At 63.6% G+C, this 26,233-nt stretch carries 17 protein-coding genes and 1 riboswitch; of the genes, 5 read left to right on the top strand and 12 right to left on the bottom strand.

The window, feature by feature from the left end; genetic code table 11:
- Positions 1-88 precede the first annotated feature (88 nt).
- Positions 89-1,045 carry a LysR substrate-binding domain-containing protein gene (locus PAN31108_RS06600; protein ID WP_150668080.1) on the bottom strand — a complete coding sequence of 319 codons (957 nt, stop codon included), beginning with the start codon at positions 1,043-1,045 and terminating at the stop codon, positions 89-91.
- Positions 1,046-1,055: 10 nt separating this feature from the next.
- Complete coding sequence (locus PAN31108_RS06595; protein WP_150668079.1) at positions 1,056-1,703, bottom strand: TetR/AcrR family transcriptional regulator; 648 nt, start codon at positions 1,701-1,703, stop codon at positions 1,056-1,058.
- A 1,342-nt stretch (positions 1,704-3,045) separates the two neighbouring features.
- On the opposite strand from PAN31108_RS06595, the gene PAN31108_RS06590 reads away from it, so the two are divergent.
- Positions 3,046-3,312 (top strand): YMGG-like glycine zipper-containing protein, encoded by a 267-nt coding sequence (locus PAN31108_RS06590; RefSeq protein ID WP_246183814.1) that lies wholly within the window; start codon positions 3,046-3,048, stop codon positions 3,310-3,312.
- Between the two features lie 265 nt (positions 3,313-3,577).
- Positions 3,578-4,144, top strand: coding sequence for an EF-hand domain-containing protein (locus tag PAN31108_RS06585; RefSeq protein WP_150668228.1), 567 nt, complete (start codon positions 3,578-3,580; stop codon positions 4,142-4,144).
- Between the two features lie 214 nt (positions 4,145-4,358).
- On the opposite strand, the gene PAN31108_RS06580 is transcribed toward PAN31108_RS06585, so the two are convergent.
- The 4 genes from PAN31108_RS06580 to PAN31108_RS06565 all read right to left on the bottom strand — a co-directional run bounded on the left by PAN31108_RS06580 (position 4,359) and on the right by PAN31108_RS06565 (position 9,717).
- Positions 4,359-5,726 carry a DUF3100 domain-containing protein gene (locus PAN31108_RS06580; protein ID WP_150668078.1) on the bottom strand — a complete coding sequence of 456 codons (1,368 nt, stop codon included), beginning with the start codon at positions 5,724-5,726 and terminating at the stop codon, positions 4,359-4,361.
- A gap of 448 nt (positions 5,727-6,174) precedes the next feature.
- Positions 6,175-7,689 (bottom strand): aldehyde dehydrogenase family protein, encoded by a 1,515-nt coding sequence (locus tag PAN31108_RS06575; RefSeq protein WP_150668077.1) that lies wholly within the window; start codon positions 7,687-7,689, stop codon positions 6,175-6,177.
- Positions 7,690-7,823: 134 nt separating this feature from the next.
- Positions 7,824-8,777, bottom strand: a complete 954-nt coding sequence (locus PAN31108_RS06570; protein ID WP_281350043.1) for an NAD(P)-dependent oxidoreductase — start codon at positions 8,775-8,777, stop codon at positions 7,824-7,826.
- 37 nt (positions 8,778-8,814) lie between these two features.
- A complete protein-coding gene (locus PAN31108_RS06565) occupies positions 8,815-9,717 on the bottom strand; it encodes a VOC family protein (RefSeq protein ID WP_150668075.1) in 903 nt (300 codons plus the stop codon).
- Between the two features lie 258 nt (positions 9,718-9,975).
- On the opposite strand from PAN31108_RS06565, the gene PAN31108_RS06560 reads away from it, so the two are divergent.
- Together PAN31108_RS06560 and PAN31108_RS06555 are read left to right on the top strand one after the other, a co-directional pair.
- Positions 9,976-10,923 carry a LysR family transcriptional regulator gene (locus PAN31108_RS06560; protein ID WP_150668074.1) on the top strand — a complete coding sequence of 316 codons (948 nt, stop codon included), beginning with the start codon at positions 9,976-9,978 and terminating at the stop codon, positions 10,921-10,923.
- A 616-nt stretch (positions 10,924-11,539) separates the two neighbouring features.
- On the top strand, positions 11,540-12,604 hold the full coding sequence (locus PAN31108_RS06555; RefSeq protein WP_150668073.1) for a porin: 1,065 nt from the start codon (positions 11,540-11,542) through the stop codon (positions 12,602-12,604).
- A gap of 124 nt (positions 12,605-12,728) precedes the next feature.
- On the opposite strand, the gene PAN31108_RS06550 is transcribed toward PAN31108_RS06555, so the two are convergent.
- From PAN31108_RS06550 to PAN31108_RS06530, 5 genes are all read right to left on the bottom strand, one after another.
- Positions 12,729-15,563, bottom strand: a complete 2,835-nt coding sequence (locus tag PAN31108_RS06550) for an autotransporter family protein (RefSeq protein ID WP_174994874.1) — start codon at positions 15,561-15,563, stop codon at positions 12,729-12,731.
- A gap of 916 nt (positions 15,564-16,479) precedes the next feature.
- Positions 16,480-19,938, bottom strand: a complete 3,459-nt coding sequence (locus PAN31108_RS06545; RefSeq protein WP_174994873.1) for an autotransporter family protein — start codon at positions 19,936-19,938, stop codon at positions 16,480-16,482.
- 676 nt (positions 19,939-20,614) lie between these two features.
- Positions 20,615-21,097, bottom strand: coding sequence for a transcriptional regulator NrdR (gene nrdR / locus PAN31108_RS06540; RefSeq protein ID WP_150668070.1), 483 nt, complete (start codon positions 21,095-21,097; stop codon positions 20,615-20,617).
- Between the two features lie 18 nt (positions 21,098-21,115).
- On the bottom strand, positions 21,116-22,363 hold the full coding sequence (gene glyA, locus PAN31108_RS06535) for a serine hydroxymethyltransferase (RefSeq protein WP_150668069.1): 1,248 nt from the start codon (positions 22,361-22,363) through the stop codon (positions 21,116-21,118).
- A 98-nt stretch (positions 22,364-22,461) separates the two neighbouring features.
- Positions 22,462-22,569: riboswitch (ZMP/ZTP riboswitch) on the bottom strand.
- A gap of 31 nt (positions 22,570-22,600) precedes the next feature.
- Entirely contained in the window at positions 22,601-23,611 is a 1,011-nt protein-coding gene (locus PAN31108_RS06530; protein WP_150668227.1) for a zinc-dependent alcohol dehydrogenase family protein, read from the bottom strand.
- A gap of 135 nt (positions 23,612-23,746) precedes the next feature.
- Between PAN31108_RS06530 and PAN31108_RS06525 the strand changes: the two genes are divergently transcribed.
- On the top strand, positions 23,747-24,679 hold the full coding sequence (locus PAN31108_RS06525) for a LysR family transcriptional regulator (protein WP_150668068.1): 933 nt from the start codon (positions 23,747-23,749) through the stop codon (positions 24,677-24,679).
- A gap of 56 nt (positions 24,680-24,735) precedes the next feature.
- On the opposite strand, the gene PAN31108_RS06520 is transcribed toward PAN31108_RS06525, so the two are convergent.
- Entirely contained in the window at positions 24,736-26,190 is a 1,455-nt protein-coding gene (locus tag PAN31108_RS06520) for a hypothetical protein (RefSeq protein ID WP_150668067.1), read from the bottom strand.
- Positions 26,191-26,233 lie beyond the last annotated feature (43 nt).

Genomic DNA, 26,233 nt, shown 5'->3' with positions numbered 1-26,233 from the left:
GTGGTCCAGTCCATGCGCCGGCCACGCTGAAAAAGGGGGCGTCCCGATTCGTCGGCACGCCCCTTTTTGGGATCGGCTACGAGGCGCCCTAAGGCTTCAGGCCGCACGCCTCGCGCAGGCACGCCACGAACCGGGCGCAAGCCGGACTAGGCGACTTGTCCGAGCGCAACGAATAACCGACGTCACCGAAACTGCCCGGCATCGTATCGGCCAGCACACGCAGCAGCCCGGATTCCACGAACGGCGTCGCGGCGGCACGTGGCATCAGCGCCACGCGGGGCGTCTCGAGCATCAGACCGATATTCGTCAGCACGGACAGCGACTCGACGACATCGTCGGGCAATGCGAGGCCGGCATCGTGGAACAGGCGCTCCGCCGCCAGCCGCGAGGGCGATTCGGGCACCGGCAGAATCCACGCCTGTTCGCGCAGTTGTGCGAGCGGCACGCGCGCCGGCAGATGCGACCAATGACGCTCACCGCCGATCACGCTGAGCGATTCGTTGAAGAGAATTTCGTGAGTGAGCGCGAAGGCGTTGGCCACCGGCAACGAACGCTCGGGCAAACGGCCCACGACGATATCCAGATCCCCGCTTGCGAGCGCCGGAAACAGCTGGGCTGTCGTGGCCTCGCGCACGGTAACGAGAACCCCGGGCGTGCGCGCCTTGAGCATGGCGATCGTGCGCGGCAGCAGATCGGCTGCGGCCGAGATCAGCGTGCCGACGATCACGTGCCCGCTGGTGCCCGCGCTGAACGCATTCACTTCGTCCGTCAGATACCGCAATTCGGCCATCAGCGATTTCACGCGATGGCCAAGCAACTCGCCCAGCTCTGTCGGCTGCATGCCGCGGTTGCTGCGAACGAAAAGCGGTCCCTCGAAGCAGGCTTCGAGTTCATGCACGATCTTGCTCACCGCTGGCTGCGTGAGGCCGGTTTCGTTGGCCGCCCGCACGAGCGAGCCGGTCTCCAACACGCGGTCGAAGACCTGAAGCTGGTGAAACTTGAGCTTTCGTCCGAGATTGAGGGCGGTCCAGGGCAGTGAGCGCATCGGCGTGCTGTCAGGCCGCTGCGGTCGAGCTGGACGCGCTCGCCGGTTCGGCGTCCGGCAACACGTGCACCGATTCCGCAGGCTCCGCGCAGAGGAACGCCGCCACGTACTCTTCGAGCATGGCCACATCCGGCAGCGACGCCGGATTCACGTGATAGTTGACGAGGCAGCCGTCGAACGTCAGCACGAGCATGTCGATGAGCCGCGCGCGGCGCACGCTATCGCGGGCAAGACTGGGCGCGCTGGCCGCGAGCATGGCCGACAAGCGTTCCCGAAACCACTGAAGCAACGACGGATCGTACGGATCGCCCGGACTCACGGTCGCCAGCGCCTGCACCAGATTGTGCGAAAAGCCGTTATCGAGTCTCGGCGTCTCGACCAGCAGGCCGCCGAGCAACGTTCGCATACGCGCATGCGCACCATGCGCCGACATCACCTCGGCTTCGAGCGAGGAAATGCGGGCCTTGAACCATTTCTCGTAGACGCAGAAGAAAACCTGCAACTTCGCAGTGAAATAGCTGTAGATGTTCGCGTGCGAAATACCGGCGCGCCTGGCGATCTGCACCATTGTGGTGTCGACATACCCTTTTTCGAGAAACAGGGCATGCGATGCTTCGAGAATGGCGAGACGAATGTCTTCTTTCTTGACTTGTGGCATATGTGAGCCTGCACGGATAGGCCGGGCACCTCGATCGTAAATTCTCAACTCCCGCTAACGCCGGTACCTTGTGTCAGCGCGCACAGTATGCCAGCGCAAACGCAGCTTGCGGCGAAAACTAAGCGCAAACACTCCCCCGGACTTTCCCGATATTTCAACGCACGCAACGCGAATTGCGATGACAGGCATCGCGTAATGCGCCGTCTTGCCGCAGTTTCCGCGCACTCGCTCCCCGATATCTTTCGCAGACGTAGCATTTTTCGGATATTTCAAAATTGAACAATTACGATGTCATGTTTCTTCTGCATGGCGCTGCGATGGCACCGCAGCCGGCGTCGTATATGGTTGCGAATATTTAAACAAATATCTGAACGAATACGGCGCCGATGCGATTGGCCGATGTTCGAACACCGATATTCGAACACCGCTGTCACGCCAATGAGAACGCACCATGCATGCCAACGCGCAGTATCGTCGTGATCGATTCCCTTTCACGTGTAGGAAAAAGATGTCGGATATCCCCTACATTCCTTCGGAGTCCATTGCAAATCTTGATGTCAATGCGAAGTACGTTCCTCGCGCATAAGCCTGTGGCGCAGGGTTTCCGGTGGCGATTACAAAGATTTACAAGATCGGTCGATCCAAATACCGCAATTTGCGTCCAACTTAGGTCAATCCATGATGACGACGAGTGGGATGAAACACCGCTCTCGCAAGGAGGTCATGATGCGAACGAACCTGAAATGCCCGGGGCACACGACACCGGTGCACGTCTCAAAGACACGCGTGGCGAAGGTGTCCTCGGCCATCGGCATGGCGACGCTGCTGCTGACGCTGGCAGGCTGTGCCTATGAAGCGCCGCCTCAACCGCGCCTACCGTACCGTGGACCGGAGAGTACGAATCCTGCGTACCAACCGAATTGCGGCCCGCCGCCTTATGCGCCGGGCTCGGCATGTAGTCCTTACGCCGCACCGCCCGCGCCGCCGGGTCCATTACCCAATACGGATGCTTACGGCCGCCCGTATCCGCCGACCGACGCCGCGGGCCGGCCGTATCCGACCGATGCGCAGGGTCGTCCGTACCCTCCGTATCCTCCGCCGCCGGCATATCGGGAATCGAACCCTGCCACCGGGGCAGGTGTACCGGAAAACGGGTCGGCAACCGCGCATTAATCGCCAACACCGGACACGCCATCGAATAGCCAATCAAACAACCGATGAAAGCAGACCGCTTTCGTCACACAGGAGCCACGACGGACATCGCGATGGGCGATGTTCGGTGGCTCGCCTGACGGCCTGCCGATACTCTGGGCGATTTGCCCCTTTGAAGGAGCCATACGTCATGAAAACCCCACAACGATGGGCCACGCCCATCACTCGCCTCTCCCGCTCGGTCGCCCCGGTGCTCGTGGGCGCAGCGCTTATCGGCACACTCGCCGGATGCGGCGGCATGACGCCGCGCGAATCGCGTAATACGGCGGTCGGCGCAGGGGTCGGCGCGCTGGGCGGAGCGCTGATTTCCGGCGGCGACCTCGGCACGACCGTCGGCGGCGCCGTCGTCGGCGGCGTGATCGGCAACGTGATCACCGACGATCGTCGCCGCCGCTGATATTGCAGTTATGGCGGATATGCGCCGATATCCACCGATATTCGCCGATATCCGCCGATATCCGCCAGTATTCGCCTCCCCGGTGGACGTCTTCGTCGCTCTCATCGACGTCCATCGCCACGGCCTCTCGTTGCCTTGGATAGCTGCTCATCGCCCCCACGGCACTTGATCGCCCCGCAAGCGGCAAGCCACCGGCAAGACGTCGCCCGCGACGCTTCGGCCGCGCGGCCTTCCTGAACGCTCAAGAAACAAGGAGAAGCGACACATGACTCCCCACCCCCCCCTCCGCCAACGGGCGCTTCGCACCCTCGACACGCGGCGCCTCGGCCGCCGGGCCCTCGCCGCCGTAACGCTGTGCGTCGGCGCCGCGGCGCTGTCGCTCGCGGCCATGCCGAGCTTCGCGCAGTCCGGGGCGCCCATCACCGGCGTCGTTCCGTCCACGCCGACGCCACCGCCGCCCGCGAGCGCCCCGGACTACGGCGACGCCGCCGACCAGAACGCCGCGCTGGGCCTGTACCTGCAACGCTCGTTCGACGCCATCGACACCAACCACGACGGCAAGATCGATCGCAACGAATGGTCGGCCTATCAGCGCAGCCAACTGCAGGCGCGTCGCGCGACGTTCGAGCGCTACTTCAAGGCGGCCGACAAAGACGGCGACGGCTATCTGAGCCGTGAGGAAGCTGCGGCGTCCGAACCGTTCCTCTATCAGCATTTCGACGACATCGATGCGAATCGAGACGGCAAGCTCTCGCAGGCTGAAATTCGCAGCTTCTTCCGCCGCTACTACCACCAGCGCGCGCAAGCCGATGCGGCGACCACAAAGCCGTAAGCGAGCACGTCCGGGCGGCACGGGATCTCGCGAAAATGCTCCCCGCTCCCTGCTCCCGGACCGCCCGACAACGAAAAGGGCTGGATCCCGCTTTACGGGATCCAGCCCTTTCGTTTCCGACGCACCGTCTGTCTGACGGTAGTGATTCACCTACGGTGCCGTCACCGATTCCCTCGGTGCGCGACCTGTCACCGTCGCACCCCGAGCGTACGCATTACACGTGGAAGAATTCGGCGATGATCGCGGCGCCGAGGAACGTGCCGGCGTTCGCGAGGAACGACACGACCACGATGCGCCAGCCCAGACGACGGAAGGCAGGCACATCCTTGGCGACCGACAGACCGGCATAGGTCAGCATCGGCGTGACCAGCGCCAGGAAGTTGATCTTGCCCGTGAACTGCTCGACGACCGGTGCAAACGGGAAAGCGGGCGAGGTCAGGAACATCGCGATCAGCGACACCCAGCACACAGCCGGCACCTTGCGACGCGTGACGAAGTACAGCGCTTCGCCGACGATCACGGCGCCGATGATGATCAGCATGCCCGGCACGCCATCGAGGAACGGCGTCTTGAAGGCCATGCTGTTACCGACCAGCGCCAGCGCCCCCGAGAAGACCCAGGCGAACAGACGCGCGCCGAAGTTCATGTCGACGGTGTGCGCCTTGCTGGCCTGCTTGAGTTCCTTGGCGGCTTCGGCGTCGGCCACCGCCGCGGCTTCGGCGTTCGCGCGGCCACGCTTGCTCATGCGACCGAGCACCGGCTCCATCACGCGATAGCCCCACACGGCGAGCGGCAGCGAGATGAACAGCGTGAAGTACGTGCCGATGGTCGTGGTGATCAGGTTCGACGCGGCGGCGAAGGTCGCCACTTCCTTGGCGACTTCCGGCGTCTGCTGCGCGGCGATGGCGCCGGCGGCGGCGGCCATCATCGAACCCGAACCCACACCGGCGCCCATGGCGAGCGAGTGCGGATGGAACAGGTTCAGGCTGGCAACGAAGCCCGCGAACAGCGAGATGAACACGGCGCCGAAGATCGTGCCCGTCAGGTACTCGGCCAGCACGCCACGGCCTTCCGGGGAATCGAAGCCGTACTTTTCGCCGATGATGGCGAGGCTCGGCTCGCGGCCGACCGAGAAGGTCGCACCGATGGCTTCCCGCTTGATGCCGAGCAGCAGCGCGACCGGCAGGCCCAGAATGATCGTGCCCACGAAGTGCCCGAACTCCTGGAACACCAGCGCCCAGCCAGCGGCGACGAGCTTGGGCAGCGAGCCGCCCACGAGCAGGCCGAGCTTGGCCACGAACAGCAGCAACGCCGGTTGCAGAATGGCCGCCGCCTTATGCTGCAGCGGCAGGTCGATCTGCACGAAGCGCGGCAAACGCGCTTGCGACAGGCCCAACGCCGCGCCGAGCAGCAACGCCCAGACCATCGGCAACAACACGATCTTGCCGTGACCGGCCTTGATGCTGATCGCACCGATCAGCTCCGCGATCACGAGGATCACGATTGCCCACACATACAGGCGCACGCCATCGCTGAAGGCGCCTCCCTGCGGCTTTGCCGCGTTTTGTTCCATGACTGCCATCTGGGTCTCCACTGCACTTGCTATTGAACCGGTCCGATGCCTTTCGCGCGCCGCGCATGGCGACGATGCGAGGGGGTTAGCGAACATCTCGGTGATTAGGGAAGTTCGGCGCGCCATCCGTCCGGCCGCGAAACCAGCGGACTTTTCGGCATGGCGGCGCCTGAACGCCCGCCATGTTGGCACGCCTTGGTGACAGCAACAGCGCCCCGCGCCGAACCGCCCGAGGGCGGCATTATACGCGGTCAAAAACCCCGTTTCGGCCACCTGTCCCGCAGGCTGAAACGGTTGCGCACCGAATCAGGCCTCTCGACCCGCACCCGGCGCACTTTCCTCACTTTTACGATGCATTCGCACCAGATTGCCGGCAACTGAACGCAAGATGACAGCAGGATCCCCCGGCGCGCCGGCATCCGGCATGCCAACCCACCGGCCCACCGGGTCCGACCGATCAGACGTAGCCGAACGGTGTGGCCGGATTGGCCGCCGTCTCGACCCAGACACTCTTCGTCTGCGTGTACTCGTAGAGCGCTTCCACACCGCTGGAGCGCCCGTAACCGCTGTGGTTGTAGCCACCGAACGGCGAGGCGACGTTGATCGTCTTGTAGCCGTTGATCCAGAACGTGCCGGCGTTGACCTGCGAGGCCACGCGGTGTGCGCGCGCGACATCCTGCGTCCATACCGCACCGGCCAGACCGAACTCGCTGTCGTTGGCGATCGCCAACGCCTCTTCTTCCGTATCGAACGGAATCGCCACGACCACCGGGCCGAAGATTTCCGTACGCGCAACGCCCATCGAGTTGTTGGCGTCGGCCAGCACGGTCGGGCGCACGAAGAAACCGCCGTCGCTGCGCTGCTGCGAGCCGGCCGCCAGCCGCGCGCCGCCCTCGACACCCGCATCGATCATGTTCATCACGTGCTGGTACTGCGTGCGATGACAGATCGGGCCAACCTCGGTGGTGTCGTCGAGCGGTTCGCCCACGCGAATCTTTTCCGCGCCGCGCGCCAGCATTTCGATCATCTGGTCGTATACGCCGCGCTGCACCAGCAGACGCGAGCCCGCAACGCAACTCTGACCTGCGCTCGAGAAAATGGCCGCCTGCGCGCCGAGGCAGGCGCGCTTGAGATCCGCATCGTCAAACACGATGTTGGCCGACTTGCCGCCCAGCTCCAGCACGCTCGGCAGCAACCGCTGCGCGGCGGCCGTCGCGATCTTGCTGCCCGTCGCCGGCGAGCCCACGAACACGACCTTCTTGACGACCGGATGCGAAATGGCAGCCTGCCCCGTCGTATGACCGAAACCGGCGAGCACGTTGATCAGACCGCGCGGCACACCGGCCTGCTCGGCCAGGGCGGCGACGACGAGCGAACTCGCCGGTGTGAGTTCCGACGGCTTGAGCAGCACGCCGTTGCCCATCGCGATGGCAGGCGCGAGTTGCCAGCCGCAGGTGAAGACCGGCGCGTTCCACGGCGTAATTTGCAGCACCACGCCCATCGCCTCGCGGCGCGTGTAGTTCAGATGCGTGCTCGGCACCGGGATGACGTCGCCGAAGAACTTGTCCGTCCAGCCGGCGTAATACTCGAGCATCTCGGCCACTTTGCCGACTTCCCCGCGGCAGTCGCGGATCGGCTTGCCCGCGCCGACGGATTCGAGTTGCGCCAGCGCTTCGGCGTTTTCGCGAATCTTCGCGCCGACGGCCTGCATCACGCGTCCGCGCGCCGCGTGCGTGAGGGCCCACCACGTTTTCTGCGCGGCCTGAGCGGCTTCGGCGGCTTGCGCCACGACGTCGGCGCCCACGTCGCGGTACGTCAGCACCGTCTGGCCGGTGGCCGGGTTCACGATGTCGATGCTGGCCTCGCCACGGCCTTCGATCAGTTCGCCATTGACGAACGAACCGATTGTGGTGGCGTTGGGGAAGAACTTGGCGAATGCGCCGAGCAATGCGGCGGCTTGTTGGTCTGGCATGTGAAAGCTCCGTGCGATGCGCGCTGCGGCACGCATCGTGTCGTCAAACAAAAAGAATTGCAGAGGGCCGCAGGCATGATCGCCCCGGCGCCGGGTCGTTACGCCGGTTCTGACCGTGACCTCAGCTATGGCAGTTACGCGCGCCCCGGCTCGATGAATTGCACGATGCGGTTGAAATCCTCGTCGTCGCCCACCGTTGCGGCGCTGGCGGCCCACAAACGCCCGACTTCGGCCGACAACGGTCCCGTGGCGAGCGTGCCGGTCTGCTCGGCGAGCGCCATGGCCAGACGCACGTCCTTGCGCATGAGCTTCATCGTGAAGCCCGAATCGAAGGCGTCGTTCAGGATCCACGTCGGATAGTTGGTTTGCGTGACACCGCTGCGTCCCGAGCCGGCATTGAGGCCTTCAAGCACCTGCGCCGGGGCCACGCCCGCCGCCTTCGCCAGACGCATGGCCTCACCGGCCACCACGAGATGCGCCGCGCACATCAGGTTGTTGATGAGCTTGGTCACATGACCTGCCCCCACGTCGCCGATATGCACGCGCTTGGCCGACATGGCGGCGAGCACCGGCTCGATACGGGCGATATCGTCCGCCGAGCCGCCGAGCACCATCGTGAGTGCGCCGTTCAGTGCGCCTTTCGGGCCGCCGGAGACCGGGGCGTCGACCAAGGCGATGCCCTTCTCACGCAGCGTGACGGCCAGCTTGCGTGTGCTTTCCGGATCGGCCGTCGACGTGTCGACCACGATCAGGCCTTCGCGCCCGTTCGCGGCAATACCGTCGGCGCCATTCACCACCGCTTCGACGACCTGCGACGTGGGCAGCGACAGCACTAGCGCATCGGCTTCGCGCGCCAGTTCCGCGACCGAAGCGCGCAGGCCGATGCCGGCTTGCGCCAGCGCGGCACCGGCAGCCGGCGACGGATCGAAACCGAGCACCGTGAAACCGCCGCGCTGCAACGACAGCGCCATGCCGCGTCCCATATTGCCCAGTCCGACCACTCCGATGATTTTCATGTTGACTCCAGATTGACTGCGAGAATGACGCCGCCCCCACGGGCCGCGCCGCGTTGCTCCGCCGGCCGGGATATCCGGCCGACGCTAAGGATTGACGGGGATCGCCGCGCTAGTGGTTCACGAACTCCAGCACGACATTGCCGGCGAACTCGGGCTCCACGACCAGTCCGTGTTCGTTGTACCCATAGGGCACGCCGTTCTCGCGCCACAGCGCTTCGACATGCGCCAGGTCCGGTGTGAGCAGCGTGATCGCCACCGCATGGGGGCGCACGCCCTGCGCCATCGGCAACCCGACGGCCGCGTAGCGCGCTTCGGCCCGCTGCGGCGACATGGCGCGCAGATGGCCGCAGCCGGTGTCGGCCACCGCGCCGCCTTCGTAGAGATCGACGTGACGCGCGCCGTACATCCGCTGCCAGCGCGTGGCGAGCGAGCTTAGCGACGCGGTGTCGGGCGTCACATACGTGATACCGACGATGCCCGTCACGCCGTTCGCGTGCGTCTGCCATTCGGGCGCCCAGATCAGTTCCGGACGGTGCTGGTGGCAAATGAAATGGGAAGCGTCGCCGAGCGAGTCGTCGATGAACAGCCCCAGCGAGACGACAGCCTCGTCGGGCGTGCCGTCGGGTTTGCGCATCGCACGACGGAAATCGAGAATGCCTTGCGATTCGAGGCCGGCCTGCACGAGGCGCGCATGATCGGCGCGGGCGTCTTTGCTATGGAGCGCGACGAGCGACACGCCCTCTTCCCGGGCGAGGAAGCCGCCGAGATAGCGTCCGAAGCAGAAATTGCCGACGGCGTTCGTGCCGAACTTGTTCGCGTTGTCCACGCCGATCAGTTCGATGAAGTTGTCGTCGAACATCATGAGCGAAGTGACCGTGCCCCCCCACGGGTGGTACGACACCGGCGACGGCGCAAAACCCATGCGCTCGTAATGCGCCAGCCGCCGTGGATGGTCATGCACGGTGACCAGCGGATGATCGATGCCGAATCGCGTGTTGCGCGGAGGAATCATCGGGTGTCTCCGAAGGGCCCGGGAGCCATGCGATTCCAGCTGAATTCACGTCGAATCTTCGCGTCGAATCGCAGTGCGCCGTCGTCACATTGGGTCGGGTCACAAGTGGCGCGGAATCGAGCCGCCGACACCGGGCCTCGCCTGGGTTCGTTGCCCGGCGTTGGGGCCGATCCGCATGCCTGGCAGTTTGGATTGAAAAAAATTGCCACTCAATGACAACGCTTGAAGATTTTTGTTCTAATTATTAGTCTTTAGGGCATGACACCAACGATTAACGAAAACCGTTTGTCGTATCTGTATGAGGCCGTCCAGTGCGGCACGGTGCGCGCCGCCGCCGACAGACTCGACATCGCCCCCTCCGCAGTGAGCCGCCAGATCGCCTTGCTGGAGGCGGAACTGGCCATGCCCCTGATCGAGCGCCACAAACGCGGCGTACACCTGACGCAGGCCGGCCGGTTGCTCATGGAGTATTACCGCGAGCAGCGCGCGCACCAGGAAGACTTGCTGGCCAAGCTTCAGGAAGTCCGCGGGCTTCGGCGCGGGCACATCCGGCTGGCGGTCGGCGAAGGTTTCGTGAGCGATCTGATGGGTGCGCCGTTGCAGTACTTCTGCAAGCGCTATCCCGACATCACGCTCACCCTCGACCTCGCCGGCACCAATGAAGTCATGCGGCTGGTGGCGGAAGACGATGCCGACATCGGTCTGGTCTACAATCCGCCCGCCGAGCCCAAGATCGTCTCGCGCGCGCAGATGGCGCAGCCGGTGCATGCGATCGTCGCACCGGACTCCCCGCTGATCGCCGCAGCGCGCAACGCGCAGCACGCAGACCGACCCGGCGCCCTGCCCCTCGACACCCTCTACGGCGTGCCGCTCGCGCTCATGCACGGCTCATACGGCACACGACAGTTGATGGCGCTGGCCGAACAGTCCGAGAAGCATCGTCTTATCCCGACCGTCACCACGAACTCGATCTCGGTACTCAAGCACTTCGTTCGCGCGGGTCTGGGCGCGACTTTTCTGCCGACGTTCGCCGTGTCTCAGGAAATCGAAGCCGGTGTGCTGTGTGCGGTGCCCATCGATCATCCGATTCTCAATGGCGCCGAGGCGCACCTGATCACACGTGCCGGACGCCGCCTGTCCGGCGCGGCCAACCGTCTGCTCACTCACCTCGCCAGCAAAATGGAAGCCTTCGGCGCGCCGGGCTGAAGTCCGGGGCCGGAGCCCCCCAGCAACGGCACACGCCGCCTGAAACGGCCGACTGAAAGCATTCCACCCAACTTTTTGGTGTACGAGGCGATCCGTCCGAGCGTTTCGGTTGCTGGCACGCAACACTCGGCGGCCTAAGCCTTTCCCTTATATTACGTACCGAAAAATTCGGATATAAAGAAGCCAATCAGGTGAACCGGTGCGTTCGCGTCGTGCGGTGGCTTCGTAGTTCGACGTCGTGCCTTGACGTCGTGCTTTAGGTCGCACTACGAGACAAAAACACGCCCCGGTCCCGCCACTCATTCCGGTCGCATGGCCAAGCGCGACAACGCTTCGCCGCCGACCCTACGCCAGTGGACTGCCATGACGACGATCTCTGAAGACCAGAGCGTAATAACGGTAAAGGTCGTATCGACACCACTCGCAACTGGCCGCATTCCCCCATGCGCCACCCGTTGCCCAGGCGTCCCCGCTTGCCGATTTCTCGTCATTCGTAACGAAATTTCAGGCTTTTCCGACGACGTCGCATACCGCCCCCGCTCGGGCGCCTTACGACGGCGACGGTCATAACCACGCAAAAGAGGTGCGGGGCAAAACGCAACCTGGGGAGCAGACCATGAAAAAGAAGCTCATTGCAGCCAGCCTGCTATGCAGCATCGGCGCATTGGCGCACGCACAATCGAGTGTGCAACTTTATGGCCGCGTCGATGGCGGCTTTGAGTTCATGAACAATTTGCAGGACGGCAACGGCGGCACCGCCTCGCGATGGCGTGCGCAGGGTGGCGACTACGGCACGAGCCTGTTCGGCCTGCGCGGTTATGAGGATCTCGGCCGTGGATTGCATGCCGTATTCAATCTGGAAGGCGGATTCCAGTTGATGAACGGGTTCAACAACAACGGCTCGGGATCGATCTTCGACCGGCGCGCGCTGGTCGGTCTCAACTCGCGCTCGTGGGGGCAACTCACGCTCGGACGCAACCTGTTCATCAGCAACGGCGTCTGGGACTTCGATCCCTTCCAGCAGCAGGCCTTCTCGTCGGCGTCGCTCGTGCGTGGACGCAACTGGCCGCAGGCGAGCAATACCGTCAACTATCAGAGCCCGAACTGGTATGGCTTGGACTTCGCGGGCCAGTACGCTTTCTCCAACATCGCCGGCCAGTTCAACAACGGGCGCGGCATGGGCGCGCAACTGACTTACACGCACGACCGCTTCCAGTTGCGTGCGCTGTACGACGAAATTCGCGATACCAACGGACGCTTTACCGACGTGTTCGCTACCTCACGCGAATACTTCGCCGGCGCGAACGTCTTTCTGAACCGCTTCACGATCTCGCTGGGCTACACGCACATGTCGGCCCCGGACGCGCCCGCCCCCGACTTCGCCACGCGCGCCGACCACTACTGGGCAGGCGTGAAGTACCAGGCGACCGCCGTGTGGGCAGCGAACGCCGCCGTGTATCACGTGAACGTACCGGGCGGCTTCGGGCACGCGACGATGTTCGAGTTGGGCACCACGTACAACCTCTCGAAGCGCACGTTCCTGTACGGCACCGTCGCGTATGTGAAGAACAGCGCAAACCAGAGCTTTTCGGTCGCCGCGATTCCGAGCGACTCACTCGACAACCCGCCGCCGGGCAAGAGCCAGACCGGCGCTTACATCGGGGTCTCGCACTCGTTCTGAGTCTGCCCGCGCTATCACGTCGGGCGTACGCCAGCCCGCCACCCCACCACCAGTCTCCACACCGCAAGCCGCCCGGTGATCGCCGGGCGGTTTTCTGCTTTGCATACGATCGATTCGTCGGTGCTCAGAAACGGTACTTCGCGCTAACACCCCCTGCCACGGCTTTTTCCCCGGCGCGCAGGCTGAGATCGCCGCCGACGTGCACGTTGAATTGCTTGGTGACCCGGATGTCCGCGCCGAGGTCGGCGGTGAAGATGTCGCGTCCGAGTTTCACGCCATTGACGACGAACGCGCGCGGCGCACCGTAGATCGCGTTGGTCAGGCGGCTCTGCGTGTCGCCGAATTCATGCTCGTATGCCAGACGCAACGTCGGAATCACGCTGCCGCCGGCGGTGTTGACCAGTTCGCGCCATAGCCGCACCCCGGCGATGATCCGGCGCGAGTTGCTGGTCTGCGGGCCGACGTGCAGCCCGTTGTTGCCTTGTGCGGGGTCGCGATCCGTCTCGTCGTAACCGTTCAGACGCGTCGTTGCGATTCGCATGCCGAGGAAAGGATCGACGTTCATTCCACCGGCGAGTACGCGCTGGCCGACTTCACCGAAAAAGCCCAGCGTGCGGCCACCGGTCCTGCCCGAGACACGTGCCGACACGTCGCGGGCCGCGACGGTGCGCTCGGTCGACACATTGTGGTTCGTGAAGAACACACCGCCGTTGGCGAACCAGCGCGTATCGCTCAGGTACGAGCCGTAAATCCCGACGCTCGCACTTCTGACGTCGGACGAACCGGGCAGGTCGCCGGCGACCGAGGAACGCGTGCCCAGGCCGAACGACGCGCCGACGAGCGCGTTGCGGTTCAGGCGTCTGTCGACGCCGAATGCGCCGTCGATACCCTTCGTGGAAAAGGCCATATCGCTGTTCTCCTGTGTCGCGCCCGTGCCTTTGAACGCCCCCCAGACGGCTGTGCCGTTTTCATCGGCACGCTGCCCCCTGGACGTATTGCAATCGGGCATCGAGCCGCCGGCGAGCATACGGGTCTGCATACTGCTGCGAAACGCGTCGGCGGCACTGTAGGCGGCTGTCGCGTTGTTCGCGAGCGATTCGCCGGAAAGCATGCGCGCCGCGCGGCGCTGCTCGGCCGACCCTGCGGGCAGCAAAACCATCTGGCCGAGAACGCTGCCCCCGACACGGCCCGAAACGATATCGGCCAGCGTCACGCCTTGCAGGGACCCCAGCAAGCCCTGCTCGTTGCCAGAATACGGCGCGTTGGGATCGAGAAAGGCAATCCCCTTATCGGGATCGATGATGACCGAACCGTCGTCGCCACCGGTATCGTCGGGCTTGGTCGGAATACTGCCGTAATCGACCTCACCGAGTTTCACCTTGGCATTGGGGCCGGGCACGACGACCTGCACTTTCTTCTCGTACAACTCCTCGGGCGTCACGGAAGTGTCGACGGGACGCAGCACGATCTTCGTCTTCGTGAAGTCGCCGTCCTTGTTGACTTCGAGGGTGCCGCGATGAATTCCTTGCGGGTCCTTTTTCGCATCCGACTCGATTTTCGCTTTGTCGCCCATCGACGCATAGGAGTCGATGACCAGTTTGTAACCGTGGAGGTGGAGCGTCCCCGCGTTTTCGAATGTCTTGACGCCGTAGACATCGTTCGCCAGCGCGATGACCCCCGGCTCGGAGAGCGTCAGCAAGCCGGTGCCGAGGGCATTGCGATGCGCCGCGGTCAGCGTGCCGCTCTCGACATTCAGCGTGGAGATGGCGCTTTGGTCCCCGCTGAAGGTGAGATTACCTGTGCCGACTTTGCTGACGATGGCGCCCTGCTTGTCGGTGTCGAGCTTGACGATGTCTCCGCTGAAGACATCGTGCTTGCCAAGCGCACCGAGTTTGAGTGTCTTGCCGCTCGTGACCACATGGCCGCTGCCCGATAACGCGCCGATTGTCACGGAGGTTGCGGAGGTTGCGGGCGCCGGGTCGTCTCCCGGCGACTGTTTGACGTCGGCCAGACTGAGCGTGCCGTTCTGCAGAGTGATCGCTGCGGCATCTGCGGTTGTCGTTCCCGCAAGATTGGCGAGGCCTGCGTTGATGATCTGGCGCGTTTCCAGATCGCTGTCCACGACGAGCAACTGACCGCCCGCCTGATTTTCGATCACCCCGGCCCCGCCTTTGGCTTTTCGGAAAACCGCAATGCCGCTGTTCGTGATCGTGGCGTCGGCTGCATTCGCACTGTCGAATCCCACGAATCCGCCTTGGTCCACTTGAATCACGCTGTGCCCACCGGTCGACTCCGGGTGGAAGGTGAGTGCGCCACTCTCGTGAATCTGGAACTTCGCCGCCCCCGCGCTGGTTCCCTTGAAGAAATCGATGGTACCGCCCGGGTCCCCCGGTGCCTGGCCGGCCGACTGTCCGGCCGACTGTCCGGCATTAAGACTCACATTTCGTGCGTCGTCCGAGACACCCTGACCCGCCATGAACTTGAGCCTCCCCTTGGTGCCGACATTGATCGCCAACTTACCGTCGCCATCGATCCCCTGATGCACGGAAAGCGTGCCCTCATCGACACGCACGGTGTGATCCGCGTCTTTGGTCGCGCGAAGGGTGCCGATATCACGCTTTCGATCGGTCGCCCCGTATATCGCATCGGACAATTTCCCCGAACGATCCGACAGTTCGAGAATCGATTGGGCATCGAGCGACTGGCCGTCGGCCGGCGCGGCATCCGACATGAAGTTGATCTGGTTCTTGTCATTCCACGTCACATACCGATTGTCGTCCACCACCTCGACACCATCGGCAGCCGCATTCAGCTCTGTTGTCGTGCTGAGCTCACTCGCCGCCTTTTCGTCACGTGCGTCTTGCCAACGTTGCAACTTGTAATTGACGAGTTCGGCCTGCTTTTTCGCTTCGACCAGGGCCCCGAGGGATTTTTGAAACTGATCAACACCATTTTTCAAATAATCTTCCAGATCTTTCCGATCCGAACCCGATAATGGCGTTGCACTTCCCTGCAAATTCTCCACCTTGACTTTCAGACTATCGAGATCTTTCAACAGCTCCGTATCTTTTGGCAACTGCTTTCCCTCATCTATTCTTTTTTTCACGACATCGATAGCCTTTTCAACCTCGCTCACCTGCTTTCCCAACGCTTCGCGAAGGGCTTTCTCATCCTTGATGTTAGATAAAATATTGTGAATCGGAATTTCCGATTCTATCAACGACATGTTTTTCGCATGTTCTTCGGATTTCTGCCGCTCCTCGTTATTCGCATATCTGACAATCGGATCAAGCGCCTTCAATCTCTGCGCCCTGGTTTCCAACCCGCTCGACTGAACATCTGCCGCCGATGCCCCCGGAGATGCCCCCATGACGGCAACTACCGCAACCATGACCGCACACATTCTTGTCTGACACAGCGCACTAGACTTCGGACGATTTCCTCGCATCGGACAACTCCTTTTTCAATTCGCCTCAAATGATGATTTCCCTCATCACGCTTCAGACAGTGGCTTGATGGCCGCCATCGTTCTGGCAAATTCTAGGAGTCGATCCATCCGAATCGACTTGATATCAGATCGGTTTGATACTTAACCCACGAACAGAAAATTTGTTAAATAAGCGACGAATCCCAAACGAATTGTTTTTGCTTTTAACAAATCGCTCATCGCCACATCGAATCAATATTCACCCATCCCAAATTCATCAACGGGCGACGCCTTCTTCCCACGTGTTCCGGACAAAAATTGCGACATTTCCTCCGTGCGTTTTTTGCATAAAAAACCCGCCGTGTCCTTTTCGGACGCGACGGGTTCGGGTCCCGCACGCAGATGAAGCTCGCGGGCCTTGCTGCCTCAAAAGACGGCCCGGTGGCGCTTAGAAGCGGTACTTCGCCGCAATGCTCCCGGCGAGCGCGTTCTCGCCCTTGCGCACGCCGACGTTCGCGCCCACGTGCACATCGAGCCGCGTCCTGATGCGCAGATCCACGCCGAGATCTGCCGTGAAGACATCGCGGCCCAGCTTCGGCCCCATCACGTTGAAGGCGCGCGGCGCGCCGTAGATCGTGTTCGCAAGCTGGCTCTGCGTATTGCCGAACTCGTGCTCGTAGGCGAGGCGCAGCGACGGAGTCGCCTTGCCGCCATCGAAATGGAACACGTCGCGCGAGAAGCGCACACCCAGCACGCCGCGCGCCGACGTCTGCGACTGCGCGCCGACCTTGAGCCCGTCGTGGCCGGCCCCACCGTCGCGGTTCGTTTCGTCGAACGCGGCCAGACGGGACGACGCGATACGCACGCCTACCGACGGATCGACGTGAAAACCCGCCACGTCGAAACGCTGGCCGACTTCGCCGAACGCGCCGAACGTGTTGCCTCGGGTCTTGCCCGACAAACGCGCCGACGCCTCGCCTGCGGCTACCGTTCGGTCCGTCGCGACGCTGTGATGGGTGTACGACACGCCGCCGTTCACGAACAGATTCGCGTCGTTCAGGTGCGAACCGTACAGCCCTACGCTGACGCTGTCGATTTTCGATTCGCCCGACGTCCGCCCGGCGCTCGACGTCTGATTGCCCAGACCGAAGGCGGCACCGAGCCGCGTGTCGTCGCCCAGACGCTTGTCCACGCCGATGGCGCCGTTCACCCCTTGCACGTCGAAGGACACCGCTTCGTCGCGCTGCGTCGACTTGCCGCCATCGAACGAGGCCCACCCGGCGATACCGTGATCGCCGGACGCTGCCCCGCCGGTCGCCTTGTCATCGAGCATCGTGCCGCCGGCCAACGTGCGGGCCTGGAGATTACGCTGGAAGCGCGTTGCCGCACCTTGTGCCGCATAGGCGTTGTTAACAAGCGATTCGCCCGAGAGCATGCGCGCCGCCTGACGCTGCTCCGCCGAGCCGGCGATCAGGGTCGCGACGTTGTCGAGCACCGCGCCCCCGATGCGGCGTGACGCGATATCGCCGACGCTGATGCCGTCGATCGAGGTCAGCACTGCACGCTCGTTGCTCCCATACGCTGCGTCGCGAGCAAGGAAGCCGACCTTGCTGTCCTGGGTAATAGTGACCGTCCCACCGCCCTCGGCCGGACCGTACGGCTTGTCGTTGCCCAGCCGGTTGTCGCCGGGATTCGGCTCCCCCGGATTGTCGTCGTCCATCTCCGGATCGGCGGGCGTCTCCTCATCGACATCGGTCCGGATGCTTCCATAGACGACCTCCCCCATCTCGACCGTCGCGCCGTCGTCGTGCGTGACGACCTGAAGCTTTTGGTCGACCAGATCCTTCAACGCCACGCCGGCGTCGGGAATCAGGGAGATCGTGGTATTTCGGAAATCGCCGTCCTTTTCGACGTGAATCGTGCCGCGAGCGATGTGCTCCCCGTCCCTGACAGCTTTCGCGGTGATCTGCGCCTTGTCGCCCCGCGAGGCGTAGCGCTCGACCGACAAGCGATGGGCGCTGAGATCGATCTTCCCCGCGTTATCGATATGTCTGACGCCTGCGACGTCCTGCGCGAGCGCCAGCGTGGCGTGCGGCCCGACGCTCACGTTGCCTGTGCCGAGGGCCTGCGCATGCGCCGCCGTCACTCGACCGTCGTCCACGCGCAGGTTGGCGATGCCGCGCTGATCGCCGGAGAGCGTCAGGTTGCCGGCACCCACCTTGACGACATGTGCGCCGGGTGGCGTGATCGGCAGCGTGTGCGTGCCGGTCTCCGGGGCAATGCCCCCGGGCATCGACAACCGTGCCGTTTCGTCGCCTGCCGGCCCGTCCTGCCGGGCCATGATCCGACCGCCGAACGCGTCGTCACGGCCCAGTGCGCCAAGCATCAGCACGGTCTCGCCCGTGACGATGTCGCCCTCGCCGGTCAATGTCCCGATACCCAGCGCTGCGCCCGTGTGCCCACCCGCTTGCGTTGCCGGGGCGATCCCAGAGATGTCGAGCGAGCCGCCGGCCAGCTCGATCGATGCGTCGTGCGCCGTGGTCGTTCCCGTCATGCTGGCCGTACCGGCGTTACGCAGTCGCAGTCGTTCGAGTTCGCTGTCGCCGATCACGAGACGAGCGTCCCTCACGTTGTCGACCCGGGCATTGCCGCCACGCGACGCACTGATGGAGGCGGCCCCGACATTCGTCAGATCCATGTTGTCGAGCCGCGTTTTCGATATCATCAATGCCCCCTGCGTCAGATTCTCGATGTCGGCGCCATCGGCGAACGAATCCCGGATCACCACCTGCCCCCGGTTCACCAGTCTCGACTGCCCCATGCGGGCGCCTGCACTCGCCTGCACGGCGCCGTTCTCGAAAACGTCGATTTTCGCGCGCGCGAGGTCGGCGCCGGAGAAATGCGCCTCGCCACGCGAATGCACGTCGATAAGGCTGTCGCCAGCGTTGGCTCCGGCGTGAAAACGCAGTTGCCCGTCGTGCGCCGCGCTGAGGTTGGCGCGTGCGGCGCTGGTGCCTTCGTCGAAAACGATGCGGCCGCCCACGAGAGGATTGTCCGGTCCCGGCAGGTGCAAGCCGTCGTCTTCACCCGGGGGTTCGTTGTCGGTTTCGCTCACGCCGGCGCGCAGCCGCAAGGTCTTGAACTCGTCGGCAACGCCCACGCCCCCGGCGTTGAAATGGAGTACGCCGGCGGTGCCGACATGGATCGTCAGTTTTCCGGTCCCTTCGATGCCGCGATGAACCGTCAGCGCGCCATCCGCCAGCGCGATGTCATGATCGGCATGCTGGCCTGCGCGGATCGTGCCGACATCGAGCGCCCCGTTGCCGTCACCCGCCGGTACCTTCGACGTGTAACCCGCTTCGCCGCCGATTTCCAACGTGGTTTTCCGCCCCAGCAGAGCGTGCCCGACGTCGGGGGCACCCCCCGTTTTCGCGCTGACGAGGTGCGTGTTGTTCCAAGTCGACGCGCCGTCCCGAGCGCCGTCGGCCGGTGCGACCAGTTCGTAGGTGTGCGAGAGTTCATTGAACGCCTGCACCGTCTCCAATGCCAGCCAGCGTTCGGCAGACTTCTCGGCCTTCCTGAGGGCCTCAGCGGCCTGCCAATACTCGGTCTTGACTGCCCGGGGAATGGCCGTCGCCGAGAAAGTCGCCTGCATCGCTTCGAACGCCTGTTCACGACCGTCTTCGCTCGCATCGAGCACCGCGTCCATCGTCGATTTCATGTGACGCAGATCCGCGAGCGTAATACCGCCATTCGCGCGGTATTGATCGTTGCCTGCGCTCTTCGTCTCATGTTCCGCCAATAGATGGCCGAAGCTGTTGCTCAGTTTCCTGATGTTATCGACTCGCCGCGCCAGCGGCAGGCCCGCATCACTTTCCTCGAGAATTAACTTATATGTGGCGCCCAACTGTTTCGCGTTGGAATACGCCTCATATTTATTTTTATATTCCTGCTCTTTATCTTTAAGAATTGAATCAACGATCTTATTTCGCTCGACAAGCCAGCCCGCCTGATTCCCGGACAGCTCGGCAACAACCCTCGACGGCACAGCCATCATCGCCACAACCGCTGCGACGGCGAGGCAAACCTTCGTTTTCCGCAACGTATCCGACGTCAGATGCATCTCTTGCATTCGATCGTTCCCTGATGAATTCACAACAAACGGCCCCACACGATGCCGTCACCCGGATAGCGGCATACCCGCCACTTCAAGGCTGCGAATTCTAGGCACGAATCAAAAACCAAAGATTCATTCTCAATATTTTTGGTACTTACCCCACAATTCCATCAATTTTTAAAATTGGGATGATTCTTGTATTTTCTTTTAAATAAAAATTTGAAAACTCCCAAAACGCGTGAAATCACGCCCCCACCTTCCCCAAAGTGAATGCGGCATGAGGCGCGCATACAACGGTTGAAGGTGAGATTTCAGGCGCATCCCACCGTCGTTTTTTACACGTCGCCGACGCGTCGCTGCTCGTCACGAACCCGTGCCGATCCCCCGCCGGGCGGCCATAAAAAAACCGCCGTACCTTTTCAGGTACGACGGTTTTTTCCGTCATGCGCTCAACCGTTCACATGCCTCACACCCCGGGCTTGCGCTTGGGTTTGATATCGGTGCTGTCGATTTCTTCGAGCACGTCGCGAAACTCTGCGATGTCCTCGAAGCTGCGATAGACCGATGCAAAGCGGATGTACGCAATCTTGTCCAACCGCTTCAACTCGCGCATCACCAATTCGCCGATGCGCTGGCTCATCACTTCACGCTCTGCGCCGGCCAGCAGCTTGTACTCGATGCGCGCAATGGCGGCATCCATCGCTTCGGCACTGACAGGGCGCTTGCGAATCGCCAGTTGCATGCTGGCACGGACTTTCGCCCGATCGTACTCGGCGCGGCTACCGTCCTTTTTGACGACGGCCGGCATGGTGAGCTCGACGCGCTCGTACGTGGTGAATCGCTTATCGCACGACGGGCATTTCCGGCGCCGCCGAATGGCAGCGCCGTCTTCCGCTTCACGCGAGTCGATGACCTGCGTGTCGTCGTGCCGGCAGAACGGGCAGCGCATGCGTGCGACGCCTGCGGCTTAGCCGTAGACCGGGAAACGCTTGGTCAACTCGGCCACTTGTGCGCGCACGCGGGCCAGGTTTTCAGCGTCTTCCGGATTGTCGAGCACGTCGGCGATCAGGTTGCCGACCAACTCCGCTTCAGCTTCCTTGAAACCACGCGTGGTCATGGCCGGCGAGCCCAGACGCACACCGCTCGTCACGAACGGCTTTTCCGGATCGTTCGGAATGGCGTTCTTGTTGACGGTAATATGCGCTTCGCCCAGTGCCGCTTCGGCGGCCTTACCGGTGATGTTCTTGGCACGCAGGTCGACCAGCATCACGTGCGATTCGGTGCGGCCCGACACGATGCGCAGCCCACGCTTGACCAGCGTTTCGGCCATCACGCGCGCGTTCTTCGCGACTTGCTGCTGGTATTCCTTGAATTCCGGCGATGCCGCTTCCTTGAACGCGACGGCCTTGCCGGCGATCACGTGCATGAGCGGGCCACCCTGGATGCCCGGGAAGATCGCCGAGTTGATGGCCTTCTCGAATTCAGCCTTCATCAGGATCACGCCGCCGCGCGGGCCGCGCAGGCTCTTGTGCGTGGTCGTGGTGACGAAGTCCGCGTGCGGCACCGGGTTCGGGTACACACCCGCGGCGATGAGACCGGCGTAGTGCGCCATGTCGACCATGAAATACGCGCCGACCGACTTGGCAATCTGAGCCATGCGCTCGAAATCGATCTTCAGCGCGAAGGCCGAGGCGCCCGCCACGATCATCTTCGGCTTGTGTTGCTCCGCCAGCTTCTGCGCGGCGTCGTAATCGATGTCTTCGGCTTCGTTCAGGCCGTAGCTCACCACGTTGAACCACTTGCCCGACATGTTGACCGGCGAGCCGTGCGTGAGGTGACCACCGTGCGCGAGGCTCATGCCCATGATCGTGTCGCCCGGCTTGAGCATGGCGAAATACACGCCCTGGTTAGCCTGCGAACCCGAGTTCGGCTGCACGTTGGCGGCTTCCGCGCCGAAGAGCGCCTTCACACGGTCGATCGCCAGTTGTTCGACGACGTCGACGTACTCGCAACCGCCGTAGTAGCGCTTGCCCGGATAACCTTCCGCATACTTGTTGGTCAGTTGCGAGCCCTGCGCTTCCATCACGGCCGGGCTGGTGTAGTTTTCCGAAGCGATCAGTTCGATATGATCTTCCTGACGCTGGTTTTCCTTCTGAATCGCGGCCCAGACGTCGGGATCGACGGAGGCAACGGTAGATTTCGATTTGTCGAACATGGCGGTTCCGTTGAATTGAACAGGTTTTCCGGGAGGGGATGCTGCGGCGCGCCTTCCTTTGTGCTTCGGAAGACGATAGACAGGGCAGCACTAACCATCACGGCTGCCCAGGCGAACGGCAAATAAGACCCCGGCGCTTCCCGGTGGGTTGCTCCACCTCGGGCACACAAGGCTGTGCACCCTAATCGCCAGTCACGCGGGGTTTGTGGCGACGACAGTTTATGCGAGGTTGAGACGTTAGGCAACCGGCCCGGAAACTCGCACCACGACCTTCCCGAACGCCCCCCGGCGCAGGTGCGACAACGCCTGCGGGAAGTCCGCGAAATCGTAGACCGCATCCACCGGCGGGACGATGCCGTGCCGGTCGACCATGGCCGTCAGCGCCTCCAGCCCCTGCCGGTGCCCGACGCCGATACCCTGCACATGCGCCCGCTTGAGCAACATCGGATAGACCGGAATTTGCAGGGTATCCCCGCCCAGCGTGCCGATGACCGACACCTTGCCGCCCGGGGCGAGCGCCGCCAGCGTCTCGCGCATGTCCCCGCCCGCCAGTTCCAGCACCTGCTCGACGCCCCGCCCGCCGGTCCGTCGGCGCACCTCGTCCGCCCAACCTTCCCGTCGCAGGACACCGTGCGTGGCGCCGAGCGCCGCCGCCCGCTCCAGCTTCCCGGCGCTGCCGCTCACGACTATTGCCCTGGCGCCATGGGCCAGCGCCAGTTGCGCGGCGAACAGCGCCACCCCGCCGGTACCGATGACCAATACCGTCTCGTCCGCCGAGAGCTTGCGTCCCGTGCCGAACAGCGCAAACCATGCGGTGAGTCCGGCGCAGGTCAGCGTCGACGCCGCGACGTCGCCCAGCGTGGACGGTGCGCGAACCAGCGACGCTTCGTCGAACACCGCATATTCACGCAGCACGCCCGGCAACGTTCCGCCGAAGAGCTTCAATCCCGCAGGCGCCTGTTCGCCGTCGATCCAGCGATCCCAGAACGTATTGACGACCCGTTCGCCCACCGCCACGCGCGTCACCCCTTGGCCCACCGCCACGACCTCGCCGGCCATGTCCGAGCCGGGCACGAACGGGAACGTCACCGGCAAGCCCATGCCGGTATCGATCATCAGCGCGTCGCGGTAATTGAGCGACACCGCGCGTACCTTGACGAGCACTTCGCCCGGGCCGGGCTCGGGCACCCCTGTGCGCGTCAGTTCCAGCGCGGTTTCGCCCAGTGCCGTCGTTTGCCATTGCTGCATCGTTGCCATGTCCATTCCCCTGATCGTCGATCTGTGTTTCTCATCGGATATCCCGGCACGCGGGATAGACAGGGAGAAGCTTATTGGAGAATACTCAGCGGCAGTGATGGCAATTTATCGACGGATTGGCGATATATGAGAACCAATGAGACCTACACGCCCGACCGACTCTCGGGCATCTCGGCCTTCGTAGCGGCGGTTGACGCAGGCAGCTTCGCCGGTGCGGCCGAGCGGCTGCACCTCACGCGCTCGGCGGTCGCCAAGCGAATCGGCCGGCTGGAGATGCGCCTGAGTGTGCGGCTGTTCCATCGCACCACGCGCAGCCAGCATCTGACCGACGAAGGGCAGACGTTCTATCAACGTTGTACGAAGGTGCTGGCGGAGTTATCCGAGGCCGAGGACGAATTGAGCGCAGGCGCGCAAACCCCGATGGGCAGACTGCGCGTCACGATGCCGGTTCAGCTCGGGCGACAGTGCATCGCGCCAGTCCTGCTGGCACTGGCGAAATCGCATGCCCAACTGCGGCTCGAAATGTCGTTCAGCGACCGGCGTGTCGATCTGGTCGAGGAAGGCTACGACCTGGCCGTGCGCAGCGGCCGCCTGGACGACACGCCCGGGCTCAAGGCGCGTTCGCTTGTCGAACAAACGATGCTGTTGTGCGCCTCGCCCGCTTATCTCGCCGAACATGGCGCGCCGCAAACGGCCGCCGATCTCGCGCACCATGAACGTCTGATGTACGGGCGTGGCGGCAATCTCTATTCATGGCCCGCGCTCCCGATGGCACCCGAGGCCGCGCCGCGTGCGCCACGCTTCGTCCTCGACGATCTCGTCGCGCTCGTGACGGCCGCCGAGCAGGGGCTCGGCATCGCCTGCCTTCCCCGCTGGGTCGCGATGCAGGCCCTGAATGCGGGAACGCTCGTGCATCTCCTGCCGCAAGCCTATACGCCGGGCACGCCGCTGCATCTGGTCTGGCCCGACACACGGCATCCGTCCCCCAAACTGCGCGCAGCCATCGACGCGCTGCTGCACGCCGTGCCGGCGCGACTCGGCGTGCAACCGCCGGGCTGACCGTTCCCTCACCGGCTCACTGTGATCAAGCCGGCCAAGCATCCCCAAAGTCCGTGTCAGGCGCCCGCCGGACATCCGAACGGCTCCTGCTGCGCATCGATCGCCTGAGCGCGCATCGGATACATGTGCGCCCACGTCTGCGCGGCCCACGCGCCGCCGAGCAATCGCACAACGCTGTCTCGCCGGGTCAGGAGGTGAACGACCAGCACCTCCGGATCGCGAAGCCCCATCATCGCGTCGGACGATGTCTCGCCAGCCGCCTGAGCCGTCTGCGGCAGGTAGGCCACCTGATACGCGCATCCCACCCAGCGCCGAATGTCGTGCGATGAAATGCGCCCGAGCCGATACGCCATTTCTGCGGCCAATGCGCGTACGCCGTTAGGATTCTTCAACGCTTCCGACATCGCTTTGCCCGCCGCATCGCGCTGGATACCCGTACCGCCCTCCAGTCCGGCAAGTCGCCGCACGAAGGGGGCGTAGTGTTCGCCATACGGGAACTGCGTGAGATCCGCCAAGGCGTCATCGGGTAGCGTGGCCTCGAAACTCGCGGCCTCCCGGCGAAACGTCGAGGTGAGCGGCGGGAGCGACGTCACCGCCTTACGCTGGTTGACCGCCATGTCGTACCCGTCGACCTTGCGTGTTTGCTGAAATGCCAGATCGAGGCACGCGTCGAAATCGAGCGACATCACGTAAGGCAGGTCGTTCTTGTCGCGCCAGACGCCGATGTTCTCCATGAACACATTGCAAAGATCCCAATTGCCGAGCCAGAGCGCTGCGATGTAGTGACGCTCCAACGCGCATTGATAGACCTCCGGGAGTGCATGGCAAAGCCGGTGGCGCATGGCGTTGCGATGGCCGAGCGCTTCGGCATGCATCTGCGCCATCTCGCCGCCGAGCCTGTAGAACGGCAGACCGCCGGACATCGCGATCGCCTGCGCCATGCGCTGCCCTGCGGCGTGCGCTTGCCCACGTGCGCGTTGCAGGGCCTCGACATCGGGGTGATGCACGCCGCCGATGACGCGCCACGCGTCGTCGCTCTCGAGCCACTCGCCGAGATTCCGGTACGCCTCCAGAAATGTCGTCGCCAGATAGAGACGCTCGGGCGCGTGCGTGCCGTCGAAGATCTGCGAGCATCCCCGCACGAGAATCGCGGTCGGCGTGGCCAGCCCCACCGCGCCGAAGAGCCGCGACGCCAGCCATGTCTGCGCCGCGTGCCCGGCGCTCGGACACGCCTTTACGACGTACTGCGGCGCATGCACATGTGCGGCGAACGACAGGCGAACGGCCGACCCCGAGCTTCCCATCGCCTCGGTGCCGGCCACGCGGGTGGCGCCCGAGAAGTCATACGGACCGATGTCCGGCAGCGGCGCGCCACTGCCGTCGTGTCCGACTACCGCACCGAACACCCCCAGCGGCCCCGCTTCGGGAAGCGCATCGCCGTGGCGCGGCGCGTCACTGCCTCCCCAGCCGGGCGTTGGCTGCCCCTGCACGATACCGGCGTTGATTTGCATCCCGACGCTCCTTGGTCGTTGCGCGGGCGCAGGCGCGCGCGGC

This window comes from Pandoraea anhela (assembly GCF_902459655.1).
Taxonomy (GTDB): Bacteria; Pseudomonadota; Gammaproteobacteria; order Burkholderiales; family Burkholderiaceae; genus Pandoraea; species Pandoraea anhela.
This window is presented reverse-complemented; position numbering and strand designations above follow the sequence as displayed.